We start from the raw sequence: 12,726 nt of genomic DNA on the forward strand, positions 1-12,726 counted from the left end.
TAAACGAACGATAAACCTTCAGACGCATACCCAATTTTACCATGTGATCAACGGCTAATGGCGATCGAAGGTTAAACAGTTGGCTAAAAAGCTAAATTTTTTAGAGCGATATAATTGTGATCAACGCCTAATGGCGATCGAAGGTTAAACAGAGAGAAATAAATCAAAATAATGGTGATCTTATCACTAGTGATCAACGACTAATGGCGATCGAAGGTTAAACAGTTCTGTTACCCGTGCTGTCAACTAAAAATTCACATTGTGATCAACGCCTAATGGCGATCGGAGGTTAAACAGCGGTAAAAATAATTTAAGATTAAAACAAGAGGTAGAAGTGATCAACGCCTAATGGCGATCGAAGGTTAAACAGAGCGTCCCTTGAAACCCTTACAGTACAATAGCTGATATTTAAGTTTTCAAGGTACAAGAAGTTTTTTAAACTCTGGGATTAATATAGCAAATTTTTCGAAAAATATCATCAGCTAGAAACAATATTTAACACGACATTCAAGCATTTACAAGCACCTTATTATAAGTAAAAAATCTTCTAATCAAGATAGTCATTGACATCGAGTTAATGTTATTTCCTCTTAACCATTGATAAACAGAGATACTTGTTTTTACAGAATCTTGAACTTATTTTCATCCAATAACCATGTATTCGGGCGATTATATTTAGGAATATCACGGACGCACTGATGAGAAAGACGAATCAAAATTAAATCATCCTCTTTTGACAAAATTTTCTCTAATTGCCACCGCAACTTTTCTCTCATTCTTTGGGTTAACCAACAGCGAAACATCGAATATTGGATTCGCTCCCCATAGCCTTCCAATAACTTATAAGCCTTACGCCATCTTTTTTGACAGCGAATATCATAACAAACTAGATACCAATTTTTTGCCTCCGCCATAATCTTACCTCAACACTAAATGACCAAATAAACCAGATTCTCCGCACCATTCCTTCTCTAGCAGTCTTACTTCCAACTCCAGTAAACGGCGATAGGTGAGAGAATAACCTGTTACTGGATGTTTCCAAGTTTCCGTTTTACGTTTCTCATACAAAGCAATAAACTTTTTTCTTCCCACATCACTCAACCACACTTGTTTTCCCCGAATATCAAAATCTTCCTTAATATCCCATTGAAGACGATTAACGGACGCTAAAACGATCATATCCACCAAAGGTACTCGAAAAATTTCCATCAAATCTAGTGCTAAAGGAGGGGCTTGAGTTCTCGGTTGATGATAAAATCCGAAGGATGGTTCTAAACCTATGGTTAAAATACTATTAACCACATCTTTGATTAGTAAAGAATAACCAAAACTCAGTAAAGCATTAAATCTGTCTTTAGGAGGGCGACGGTTTCTCGTTGCAAAATGTAACTCTGACGGCACATTTTTACTAATAATTTCGGATAAAGCACCAAAATATAAAGAGGCAAGATTTCCCTCGATACCTAACAGAGAAGATAAAGAGTCAACTTTTGCTACTTGTCTTAATACCTTCTTCATTTGTTCGATCGCATAATCCAACTCCTCACACTTACTGACAAGATTTCGCTTTCCTCTCATCAATAGTTTTCGTTGCCCTTCTCCCCGACAATTAACTAATTTTTTGGCTAACCCTAGGCAAAATTCAGGTTTCGTTAAGGCTTGATACTGATTGATTCTTCTTTGGATACTGCCATTTCTAGTATCCACACTACCGATATATCTTCCACCTCCTGAGATAAAATGAACACCCACTTCCTTATCACTCAAAAAATGTAAGGCTTGAGTAGATATTTGCGAAAAACTGTGTAACACCACTTGCCCTACTTGTTGAACTGATAATTTTTCGTCAGGCTCGTTACGGCGACTGATTTTCAGTTGTTCTCCCGTTCTGCCAACCCTTGTACCGGCTTCTAAAACATGAATTACATCTCGATCATCATCTTGGGGAAATAAACGCACTGGTTGCCATTCTTGATTATGGGCAAGTCTTGCTTCTTCGGGTAAACACACGGGAGCAAGGGAACATCGAGAGCATAAATGTTCATTATTAGTTACAGGGGGACGATAAACCGATTTTCTGAACTCTCTAGCTTGTTGAATAGTATCTTTAACCCATTTTCTAGCTTCATCATCGACAGGAATATGAATTAAAACATGATCGGCATGATAACGAATCCTTCCCTCTTTGATTTTGATTCCTTGACTTGCTTCAATCAGACAACAATAAGCTAATATCTGAAGTCGATCGCTTTCCCATGGTTGAGGTTGTTTTTTCTCATCACGATAACATTTTCCCCGTTTATGCTCATAGGGTATGATGTCACCATGAATAGTTTTTAAAGCATCAACTCTTCCCCGTAATCCTAAATATTCATCCTCCAAATACAAATCTTGCCATTCTCCCTCTTCTTTTTCCTCTAATTCTTCATGTAATCTTCTTCCAGCAAATACCGAAGCATCTTGAGTGTATAATTCTTCCACTTCCTCCAGATAAAATAAACGAGGGCAATAAGCAAAGGCATGAAGGGCAGACACTCGAAGGGTTGCTTCCGTTTCTTGATGGTAGCTTAAATCAGTGGCAAACATAGTTTTTCTCTTGGTAAAAATTTCTTTGCAACTAACTTAACTAGCCTACTAGGAAAAAAAACTTCCTTGCTGAAAAAAATTTTTCAATTATTGCATAAATTGAGAATTTGACACTGATAAGTATATAAGACTGGAAAATTGATTCAATTATCAAGAACAAATTTTTAACTAGGAAAGAATTTTTCCTACTTCGGTTTTTATTATGGTTAATATAAATTTCAAAGGTCAAAATTTATGTCTCGTCATCTGGAAAGATTATTAGAAATAGACAATTTAATTAGAGGTAGAGAAAGGCAAACCAGTTTTAGTTTAGCCTCTGTTCTTGAAGTGACCGATCGAACTATTCGCAATGATTTAGACTTTTTGAGGGATCGATTTCTTGCACCTCTTAAATACTCTAAACAAAAAGGATGGTATTATACCGATAATAACTGGCGATTACCTACCATTAATTTAAGTAAAGGTGAATTATTTGCCTTAACTTTGGGAGCAAGGATGCTTTCAGCTTATGCAGGTTCAGGTTATGAGGAAGAGTTGCGATCGTCTATTCAAAAGTTATCAGAAAGATTACCAGATGATACATGGATTGATTTACAACAATTAGCCGATGAAAGGGTTATTTTTCGATCAGGTGCGCAAATGATTAACCTCGATCCCCAAATTTGGCAGTTATTGGTAAAAGCCTGTAGCACTAAACATTCTGTATGGATGCGTTACTATACCGCCAGTCGAGATCAAGAATCAGAAAGGGTAATTGATCCTTATTTGTTACATCTTTATCGTGCGACTAATCCTTATCTTATCGGTTTTTGTCATCTGAGAAAAGATTATCGTTGGTTTAGGGTCGATCGCATCAAAGAGATTAAGATTTTACCTGATACCTTCACCATTGACCCAAATTTTGACAAAGAAAAACATTTACAACAAATCTTTCAATACGAAGTGGGAGGAAAAATCTTTACAGTCAAAGTTAAATTTAATGCTCAAACTGCCCCTTTTATCAGAGAAAGAAAATGGCATCCTAGCCAAGAAATCGAAGAACATCAAGACGGTTCACTTACTTTAAGTTTACAATCTTCTGGCTTGAATGATCTTAAACGCTGGATTCTTAGTTATGGTGCAGGGGCGATCGTCTTTGAACCTTTGGAATTAGTGGATTTAGTCAGAAAAGAAATTCAACAAATGAGTAATTATTATTAGTTAAGGAGAATTCATGGAATTTTTAGAAATACAATTTTCATTGAGGGGTAAAACTCTTCCCGCAGATCATGGTTACGCCTTATATTCTGCTATCAAAAACATAGATTTAGAAAAATTAAAAACTTCAGACAATAATTTCAATCAGACAATTTCAATAAGCAGTATCTCAGGTATTCCTGACAAAAAAGGAGTTATTTACCTAAATCAAGAGTCACGGTTTCGTTTACGGTGTCCAGCAGAAGACGCTAATAAATGGTATCGTTATCTTCAAAATCAAGTTTTAGATTTAAGAGGACATTTAATCAGATTAATAAAACCCCAGTTAACTATTCCTCAATCAAGTAAGACTCTAAAATCTCGATTAGTAACTTTTAAATTAGAAGATTGGAATAGTAATTCTGCTCCTACCTATTTTTTACAATCTTGTCAGAAGGCTTTATCAGATTTAGAAATTAAAGGTACACCATTCATTGACAGTAATGAAGAAGGAGATTTAGCCTTACGAGCATTAAAAATCAAGGGTAGAAATTGCCTCGGTTATGGTGTTATCGTAGAAGATTTGAATGATGATGATTCCCTTAAACTGCAATGCTACGGCTTAGGAGGAAGAAAACATTTCGGTTGTGGTTGGTTTTATCCAACTAAGGAGGTGAATAATGCAACCTAAATTAGTACCGAATCTTTTATTAGCTAAATCTTATGAGCGAAATCAGCAATCATGGAAAGGCTCATATACTTTAGTTGGTCATACCGCCAATGTTATTAAGGCTATTACTACTATTATCGACACTCTAGGCGATCGTTTAATTAATCAATTTGGCTTAAATTGTAGTTTAAAGGAATTAACAGCCACAGCAAAACTAGCAGGATATATCCATGATTGGGGGAAAGCTAATGACCATTTTCAGGGTGTAGTCCGTCAAAATATTGACAATGCTGAACCAAAAAGATATTTACTGAACAACCCTCAACTGATTCGCCATGAAACTGCTTCGATGTTATTAGCATGGGAATTTAAGGAATGGTTACAAAAGAGTGAAGGGGATTTTATGACTGCTTTAGCTGCCGCAGGAGGACATCACCTTAAACTCGGTGGTAGAAGTGGTAAATGTACCGATGAGTTAGGGGAAATTAGACAAGCAGGAGATAACAAAATTTACCTTTATACTCTAACTTCTAACAATAAATATTATCCTAGTTTTAAGGGTTTAATCCATTATGGAATGAAAGAGTTGGGTTTACCCAAACCGAAATTAAGTAAAAAACCCTCGATTGTCTGGACTGTCAAAGATATTAAAACCAAACAAAACGAAATTATTGAAGCCTATGAGTCATGGCAATATGATCCTGCTGCTCTTGTCGCAGTAATTAAGGCTCTGGTGATCTCAGGAGATGCGATCGCATCTGCTATCGCTCAGACTAATTTCTCAATGGAAGATTTCATTACCAATAAATCAATATCTAAAACTCTTGACGAAGAAAAATTACAGCAAGTTATTGATAATAGACTAGATGGAAAGATATTAAGACCATTTCAAGAACATTTAGGAAATAGTCAGGCTAGAGTCACATTAGGAAGAGCAGGATGTGGGACAGGTAAAACTTTAGGAGCTTATAATTGGGCTAAAAGTAAGGCGATTGGGAGAAAATTAATCTTTTGTTATCCCACCACTGGCACAAGTACCGAAGGTTTTATTGACTATGTTCATAATCAGTTAGACTCAGTTTTACTTCATTCTCGTGCAGATGTTGATTTAGCTCAACTTAATTTATATACTACTGGTGAGGAAGAAGACGCAGAAGATAATGAGATTGCCACAAAATTAGAATCCTTCAAAGCATGGGGTAAAGAATCGATCGTCTGTACTGTGGATACCGTTTTAGGAATGATTCAGTGTAATCGTAAACCTCTCTATCTATTTCCTGTTATCGCTCAGAGTGCCTTTGTTTTTGATGAGGTTCACTGTTACGATGATCGCCTTTTTGGTGCTTTATTAAGATTTTTGGAAGTGGTAAAAGCACCTATTTTACTAATGTCTGCTTCTTTTCTTCCTTGGCAATTAGAAGCGATCAAAAAAGCTGTCGGGGAAAAACTAGAAGTGATACAAGGTTCAAAAGAATTAGAATCTTATTCTCGTTATAATTTCCACTACTATCAACAACCAGATTGGCAAAGGGTAGAAACAGAATTAAGTAACGGTGGTAAGGTTTTATGGGTTTGTAATCAGGTAAATACCGCTATCGATGTCTATAATGAGGCAAAATCTAAAGGATTAAATGCTTTACTTTACCATAGTCGTTATCGCTATGAGGATCGAGTAAAACATCATCGAGCCGTTGTTGATGCGTTTAAACCAGAAAATAAACAACCTATATTGGCGATCGCCACTCAGGTAGCAGAAATGTCCTTAGACTTATCCGCCACTTTATTAGTGTCTCAGATAGCAGAACCTGCAGGGTTAATACAGAGATTAGGAAGACTTAACCGAAAATACTGCGAAAAAGCCCTAGATGCTATTTTCTACCCCGATGATAAAGTAGGGTTTCCCTATTCTCAAAAACAACTTGATGAGGGCAAAAAACTAATTGAATCCTTTAGCAAAGAGGTTACTCAAGCTCAATTAGCCCAATGGTTAGAAAATATAGAAGATAACCGCCAACCTGAAACAAACTCGGTTTTACTTGATGGAGAATGGCGTACTTATCCCACATCTTTGAGAGAAGCAGGGTTTAATATAACGGTTTTGTTAGAGCAAGACTTCAGCAAAATTAAATCAATTCCCTCTAAAGAGTTACCTCGTTATACTGTGCCGATTCCTGCCAAAAATACTCAGACATGGCAACGTCATAAATTCTATCCGATAGCTCCTAGTAATCTTTGGGGCTATACCTTAGAGTTAGGAGCATTTGAAATTAAGGAGGGTAAACAGATATGATAGAAGTAAATATATCTTTGATGCTTTTTCAAGGGTTGATCACTATTCTTCTGCTCTTTGAACTTTCTGTACTGAGACAGCAGAATTTTTCCTCCGAACGCCTCAAGGCGATAAACAAATTCCAGTCTTATCAAAATTTCTTTGGACTAGATAGGATTGGAAAATAATTTTATGTATTCATCTTCACTTTGATAAAATAGTGATATACTAAATCTCAGGTAAAAAAAATAAAAGAAATAGGGGGAAAGAAAATGACTGGTGAACAATTAACTCTATTAGATCACGCAACATCAAAATTAGAAAAAATAAGACACTGTTCAATTAAATCAATGCGAGTTTTACCTTTACCAAGAAAAACCGTAGGAGAGCAGTTAAATATTTCCAGTAGTACTCTGAACCGTGCAAAGAGAGAAAACAATTTATCTTACAAAACATCTTATAAAAATCAAAGCACAGAAATTTATTATTCTCATCGAGAAAAGAATAGAGATTATTGGCTTGTTTATCTAAACTAGAATATTAATTTTCATGATTAAATTAAACTTATCCATTTTTGATCCCAACACCTTACTTCCTCATCGTGCAGGTATAGCCGGATTAGGTTTAGCTTTATCGGTTTTAGAGCCTAATTCTGCACCCCTAAAATGGGAAGTTACCGAAGATTCGGTTAATTTATCTTGGGATTGTATTGATAAAGAAGCTATCTCATGGTTACTAGAACAAACTTATCAAATAAAAGAGGGTTATCTCAATGTTCCCGTACTTAAGTTAGATACTCAAGGAAAATATACTTTTAGTGAGGGAATTATAACGACTTTTTTACAACATAGTAAACAAAGAGGATTAAGTAAAACTCCTGTTACTAAAACTTTTGTTATCGAAGAAGGAAAACCAGAGATTAGCTTCAATTTTCGTCCTTTAGAAAGTTGTTACTACACCAAAGATTTTAAGGAGATTTTTGATAGTAAAGGAAAACTAAAACAGAAAATTGACTTAAAAGGGCATCATTTACCTGGTTTAGTAGAAGATTTTGCTAACGGTACTTACCAAGAATCACCCCAAGGTTTTTTATGCCTTTTATTTCTTCCCATTGCTTGTAATTATTATCAGTTACCCAGTTATTGTTCTGCTTTAGTGATACCACAAATAACGAATATACTCGAATGGATAAAACAGAGACAACGTTATCCGAGTCGTAGTTATAATAATTTCCGTTCTAGCGGTTCAGGGGATTCGGGATTAAGGTTTTTATTACAAGAAAAATTAATCGAAAATAACAAAAAATTTAGGGTTGATTTTTGCGAAGTTTATCAGTTAGGAAAACAACAATGGGACGGTAATCAATCATATCTTAAACAGGCAGTTTACCGAATTAAAGTAACTGATAAAGTTTTAGAGCTTTACCAGAATGCCTATTATTTATTTCCTAATCAAATAAGGAAAAATGATAAGGGCGAAACATGGTTAGCTACGTCTAAAGTCCTGCCTTGGATTGCCGATAACCTAATTACTAATAAGGTTTGGTATGCAGGTTTTTATGAATTTCGTAAAAGTAATCAAATTTATGAACGTAAAGGATTAGTAACAATGACTGAATATTTAACAGAAGAAGAACAAGTTTTTTTTGATGCCATTCAAGGGGCTTTTAGTGCCTATTTGAGAGAGCAAATAGTTCAAGCCCAGAAACAAGGAAGAAAATTAGATTATAAACAAGTAACAGATAAATTAATTTATCGCTTACAACGTCCTAATACTCAACCCGAATTTGCTACTGCCTTAGTGGATGTTCTCAGTCGTTACCGCAGTAGTAAAGCTAGAGGTGTGGGTAGTGAGCTTTATCTTTGGTTACATCGTAATAATAACTGGAAACAAGCCAGAGATTTAGCTTTACTGGCGATCGTCACTTATACAGGAAAAGGAAAAGACGGTAAAACCGAAATTCCCGAAACTGTTATGCAAGAAATTGACTCAGAAAGTGAATTTTTTGAAGCCGATGTTTAATCATAACTTATTCTTAGATCGCCTTTAGGCGTTGATCATAGCAATCATTTATTTATTACTGTTGTAACTCACATAAATTCTTAGATTGCCTTTAGGCGTTGAACAATATCTTGTTCAAAATAATATTAACCTTAACTTAAATTTATTAAAGTAAAAAAATGAGTAAACACATATTTGTTACGATCGTCACACCTACTGCTGTTGCTGCCAATAATCGAGGGGAAGGAGACGGAAGCACCTTATCTACTTTACAAAAAATTACCAGAGGGATAGACCAATATACGACTGTTAGTGGTGAAGCAATCCGTTGGGCTTACCGAGAATATCTACAAAATTACCAACCAAAGGAAGTAAATCGTACCTTTGATCCTGAAAAAGACGAATATAACATCAAGGATGAGAAATATAATTCTAATACTTATATTGACGATGATTTATTCGGTTTTATGGATGCTAAAAAGGATAAAGATAACAAAAATGCTACTACTAAAAGACGAGGTGCTTTAGAGGTTACTCGTGCTATTAGTTTAGATCCCTATTGGGGTGATATTGTTTTTGGTTCTAAAGGAGGGGAGAAAAATAAAACATCTATTCATAATACAGAGGTTCATTGTACCGCTTATCAATATACGATCGCTCTTACTCCTGAGAGTTTAAAGAAACCAGAAAGAGCAGAATTACTATTAGATGCTATTCCTGCTATTCAGCACGTTGGCGGTAATCATGCCCGTTTTCTCTATGATTTTCGCCCTGAATCTATGGTAATCCGTATCACCGATGAAGCAAGTCCTTGGATCATGGATTGTTTTAAACGCACGGGTGAATCTGTCGGTTGTACTCGTCTAATTCGTTTGGTAGAAGTTAAAGATATTCTACCCGATGAGTTAATTGTAGCTGGAGAAATTGCCGATACTCCTTACGGTAAACAATTAGAATCATTGGGGGTGAAAGTATGTCGAGGTATTAAAGAAGCGATAAAAGAAGCTAAAACCAAACTTTCTCTTACTTCTACCAAAGCCTAATTCCTAATTATTTATACTCCATTTTTTCTTATGAATGGAGTAACACTATCTTTATATTCAAGTCAAATAATGAATAACATATTTTATTTAGAATGTCCTTGTACTAGCTTTCCCCGTAGTTTTGCCAGAGACTATAAGGAAACCTATCTTTATCCGCCTCCTTCTACTATTTATGGTTTTCTCTTATCCTTTGTCGGAGAGGAAGATTTAACCGCTCATTTAGGAGTAAAATTAGCGATCGGTTTTATCGGTGAGACTCCGCCAATTTCTCGGATTCTAAGAAAACAACGCAGTCATAAATTTAGTAAAAAACATCAGCAAACGTATAGTTCTGCCCAATTTTCTAAACCTAATTTTCAAGAATTACTAACTGATTTAAAAATAGTAATAAAAGTAAATTCAGAGGAAGAATTAAGTAAATTAAAGTTAGAGAATAGAATAAACATCGCTTTATCTACTCCCAAAAAAATTAATCGTTTTGGTGGTTTATCCCTTGGAGAGTCTTGGGCTTTAGTTAACGGTTTTCGATATTATCGGGAAGATGATGGTGAAATCACTTGGTTAAATACTGATAGTAGAGGTTTAATCGGTTTACCTATTTGGATTGACAGAGAGACAAATCGAGGAACTTTTCAACGATTTTCTTTGGGGGAATTTAACATGGAATGTTGGGTTACAGTATCACTTGTTGATAACCAGCATTAATAAAATTCTGAAGATAATTAACAAGAAAATTAATACTGTCGATCGCCTTAGAAACTCTGTTGTTGACGATAATTCCTTTATGCAATTCTGGATTAGAACGTAACCAATTAAGACCCTAACCCTTAATGTTAATAGCTTTCTGAGTTTTTGAGCAAACCCTAAATAACTTCTGCGGAAAAATTCATTTTTTCTAGAATTTTTAAAGATTTCATTATCCCTTTATTCTCCTATTACATTATTCTTCCAAGTTTCTTTTTATTTGATTGATGGCAAGGTTAAATATTGGCTTAATAGATTCTTCTGTTTCTTTATTTAAGGCATTTTCTAAGGGTTCTAAGGTTGTTCGATCGACCATTTTCATTAAAGCCAAAGCCACAGACTTTCTTACTTCTGGTTCAGAATCTTGTAAACAATCAATTAAATTTGTAACAACTAAAGGTTGATTCACCTTACTTAAAATTGCCGCCGCCTCACAACGAATAATTGTCTCAGAATCTTTTAAAGAATTAACTAAAATTTTTAACGCTTCTTCGTCTTGTTGTTCTTGAACTAAACTACCTAAAGCACTAATTACAGCACAACGAACATCAATAGAATCTGAATTTATCCCTTGATACAAATATTCTGAAGCCTGTGAACCGATGAAAGCTAAAGCCCAACTAGCATGACCTTTTATGGTTTCATTTTGTCCCTCATCAGCAATTATTTTTAATAACTCAGGTACTGATGCTTCTCCCGTTCGTGCCAATGCACCAATACAAGAACCTTGAACTACTGTATCTTCATCATGTAAAAGAGCATAAACTAAATTAGGCACAGCATTAGGATCAGCAATTAAGGTTAAAGTTTTCGCACTAGCTCTACGCACTACAGCATTAGGATGATTGGCTAAAGCCTCTAATAAAAATGGTACGGCAGGTTTACCGATTATTCCTAATCTTTCGGCAAATTTTAAGCGAGTCATACCCCGTTTGTCGCCCATACTTTCTACCATTTTTGCGATCGTATCATGATCATTAAAATCAAAACTATGGGTAAATAATTTTTGCTCAACTTTTTCCAGTAAAGCATCAGTTTCAGTTTCCGATAATTGAATAGAGTTAGCTGTATATTTAATTTCTGTTTTAGACATATTTATATTTTATTAGTTTTCCATAACCGGAAGAAAGGATCAATATTTACAAATTCCAAATATAGGGTAGGCATTGCCCATATTATCTATGAAAATAATTGATAGCAATTTTTACATAAGCAAAGTACGAGCAAGGGGCGATCATCCCTTTGTTAGCAAGATTTATAGAGACCTCAAACCTCACCATAATGAAAAACGCTATATTACTTAGTTATTACTTATCAATATAAAGAAAGACTAGCTTTTGTATTATTACGGGTAAAAGCATTCCAAGTATTTAATTCTTGAGGTGAAAAACTAGAAAGAATCGCCTTAGTTTTTTCATCTAATCCTTGGGCAAAGGAAAAATCTGCACCAGCAATACTATTAAGATTTTCAAAATTAGTACCCTTCAAATTACAACCCCGTAAATCTGCTCCCTCTAATTCTGCACCGACAAAGACGGCATCTTGTAAATTTGCCCCTGTTAAAAAGGCATATTTCAAATTGGCACCACTGAAAGCAACACGAGTTAAATTAGCTCCTGTCAAATCTGCACCACTAAGATAAGCTCCTCGTAAATTAGCCCCTGTTAAGTCCACATCTCGTAAATTAGCTGTATTCAAAAAAACACCACTTAAACTTGCTTGTGGACCTACTGCACCAGATTTTTTATAATCAAAATTATCAGGCCATTTTGTTTCACTATCATAGTAAGCAAGAATTAATTTTGTCCCTTCCAAATTAGCATTAGTTAAATCGCAACCTTGAAGTAATCCTCTCTGTAGTAAAACATTTTTCAGATTGGAGTCGGTAAGATTAGCATTTTTTAAATTTACTCCTCTTAAATCCGCACACTGAAAATTAGCACCCGTGAGATTTGTGTTATTAAAATCAACACCGATAAGATTTGTTTCACTAAAATTTACTCCTGACAAATCCAAACCTGATAAATCCATATTTTGGAGATTGCCGTGAGATAAATTTTTATCTTGTTTGACAATTGTGAGAATTTCTGATATTGAATGAGTTTGAGAAAACGACATATTTAATTAAAAATTTAACATTAAAAAAAATTAAGAATTGTGTCTATTTGCTAAAATATTTAAAAATTTAAAAGGAATATTTTGTTTTATAATAAATTTTAACTAAATAACTATAGTAA

The 12,726-nt window shown here is 34.8% G+C and carries 11 protein-coding genes and 1 CRISPR repeat array; of the genes, 7 read left to right on the top strand and 4 right to left on the bottom strand.

The features are described from left to right. Positions 1-43: 43 nt before the first annotated feature. A CRISPR array of direct repeats spans positions 44-370; the repeat unit is 25 nt; unit sequence CTAATGGCGATCGAAGGTTAAACAG. A 250-nt stretch (positions 371-620) separates the two neighbouring features. Together cas2 and FWJ34_RS13825 are read right to left on the bottom strand one after the other, a co-directional pair. After that, positions 621-914 (bottom strand): CRISPR-associated endonuclease Cas2, encoded by a 294-nt coding sequence (cas2, locus tag FWJ34_RS13820; protein ID WP_308255913.1) that lies wholly within the window; start codon positions 912-914, stop codon positions 621-623. Between the two features lie 4 nt (positions 915-918). Continuing rightward, positions 919-2,586 carry a type I-MYXAN CRISPR-associated endonuclease Cas4/Cas1 gene (locus tag FWJ34_RS13825; RefSeq protein ID WP_308255914.1) on the bottom strand — a complete coding sequence of 556 codons (1,668 nt, stop codon included), beginning with the start codon at positions 2,584-2,586 and terminating at the stop codon, positions 919-921. 234 nt (positions 2,587-2,820) lie between these two features. On the opposite strand from FWJ34_RS13825, the gene FWJ34_RS13830 reads away from it, so the two are divergent. The 7 genes from FWJ34_RS13830 to cas5 all read left to right on the top strand — a co-directional run bounded on the left by FWJ34_RS13830 (position 2,821) and on the right by cas5 (position 10,450). After that, on the top strand, positions 2,821-3,786 hold the full coding sequence (locus FWJ34_RS13830; RefSeq protein WP_308255915.1) for a WYL domain-containing protein: 966 nt from the start codon (positions 2,821-2,823) through the stop codon (positions 3,784-3,786). A gap of 13 nt (positions 3,787-3,799) precedes the next feature. Continuing rightward, complete coding sequence (gene cas6 / locus FWJ34_RS13835) at positions 3,800-4,453, top strand: type I-MYXAN CRISPR-associated protein Cas6/Cmx6 (RefSeq protein WP_308255916.1); 654 nt, start codon at positions 3,800-3,802, stop codon at positions 4,451-4,453. Further along, positions 4,443-6,722 (top strand): CRISPR-associated helicase Cas3', encoded by a 2,280-nt coding sequence (cas3, locus tag FWJ34_RS13840; RefSeq protein WP_308255917.1) that lies wholly within the window; start codon positions 4,443-4,445, stop codon positions 6,720-6,722. Before cas6 ends, cas3 begins: the two co-directional genes overlap by 11 nt. A gap of 251 nt (positions 6,723-6,973) precedes the next feature. Continuing rightward, positions 6,974-7,237 carry a hypothetical protein gene (locus FWJ34_RS13845; protein WP_308255918.1) on the top strand — a complete coding sequence of 88 codons (264 nt, stop codon included), beginning with the start codon at positions 6,974-6,976 and terminating at the stop codon, positions 7,235-7,237. A 13-nt stretch (positions 7,238-7,250) separates the two neighbouring features. Further along, on the top strand, positions 7,251-8,723 hold the full coding sequence (gene cas8a1, locus FWJ34_RS13850) for a type I-MYXAN CRISPR-associated Cas8a1/Cmx1 (RefSeq protein ID WP_308255919.1): 1,473 nt from the start codon (positions 7,251-7,253) through the stop codon (positions 8,721-8,723). A gap of 158 nt (positions 8,724-8,881) precedes the next feature. Beyond that, positions 8,882-9,745: a type I-B CRISPR-associated protein Cas7/Cst2/DevR gene (cas7i, locus tag FWJ34_RS13855; protein ID WP_308255920.1), complete on the top strand. Its 864-nt coding sequence runs from the start codon at positions 8,882-8,884 to the stop codon at positions 9,743-9,745. A 69-nt stretch (positions 9,746-9,814) separates the two neighbouring features. Further along, on the top strand, positions 9,815-10,450 hold the full coding sequence (cas5, locus tag FWJ34_RS13860) for a CRISPR-associated protein Cas5 (RefSeq protein ID WP_308255921.1): 636 nt from the start codon (positions 9,815-9,817) through the stop codon (positions 10,448-10,450). 235 nt (positions 10,451-10,685) lie between these two features. Here the strand turns inward: cas5 and FWJ34_RS13865 are convergent, their stop codons facing one another. Then, positions 10,686-11,582 carry a HEAT repeat domain-containing protein gene (locus FWJ34_RS13865; RefSeq protein ID WP_308255922.1) on the bottom strand — a complete coding sequence of 299 codons (897 nt, stop codon included), beginning with the start codon at positions 11,580-11,582 and terminating at the stop codon, positions 10,686-10,688. A 221-nt stretch (positions 11,583-11,803) separates the two neighbouring features. Next, complete coding sequence (locus FWJ34_RS13870) at positions 11,804-12,607, bottom strand: pentapeptide repeat-containing protein (protein ID WP_308255923.1); 804 nt, start codon at positions 12,605-12,607, stop codon at positions 11,804-11,806. Positions 12,608-12,726 lie beyond the last annotated feature (119 nt).

It is taken from the genome of Geminocystis sp. GBBB08, assembly GCF_016743215.1.
In the GTDB taxonomy this organism is placed as follows: domain Bacteria; phylum Cyanobacteriota; class Cyanobacteriia; order Cyanobacteriales; family Cyanobacteriaceae; genus Geminocystis.

Coding starts and splice junctions, on each gene's coding strand:
- FWJ34_RS13870 (WP_308255923.1), bottom strand. CDS start 12,607: ATGTCGTTTTCTCAAACTCATTCAATATCAGAAATTCTCACAATTGTC.
- FWJ34_RS13825 (WP_308255914.1), bottom strand. CDS start 2,586: ATGTTTGCCACTGATTTAAGCTACCATCAAGAAACGGAAGCAACCCTT.
- cas8a1 (WP_308255919.1), top strand. CDS start 7,251: ATGATTAAATTAAACTTATCCATTTTTGATCCCAACACCTTACTTCCT.
- FWJ34_RS13845 (WP_308255918.1), top strand. CDS start 6,974: ATGACTGGTGAACAATTAACTCTATTAGATCACGCAACATCAAAATTA.
- FWJ34_RS13830 (WP_308255915.1), top strand. CDS start 2,821: ATGTCTCGTCATCTGGAAAGATTATTAGAAATAGACAATTTAATTAGA.
- cas7i (WP_308255920.1), top strand. CDS start 8,882: ATGAGTAAACACATATTTGTTACGATCGTCACACCTACTGCTGTTGCT.
- cas5 (WP_308255921.1), top strand. CDS start 9,815: ATGAATAACATATTTTATTTAGAATGTCCTTGTACTAGCTTTCCCCGT.
- FWJ34_RS13865 (WP_308255922.1), bottom strand. CDS start 11,582: ATGTCTAAAACAGAAATTAAATATACAGCTAACTCTATTCAATTATCG.
- cas3 (WP_308255917.1), top strand. CDS start 4,443: ATGCAACCTAAATTAGTACCGAATCTTTTATTAGCTAAATCTTATGAG.
- cas2 (WP_308255913.1), bottom strand. CDS start 914: ATGGCGGAGGCAAAAAATTGGTATCTAGTTTGTTATGATATTCGCTGT.
- cas6 (WP_308255916.1), top strand. CDS start 3,800: ATGGAATTTTTAGAAATACAATTTTCATTGAGGGGTAAAACTCTTCCC.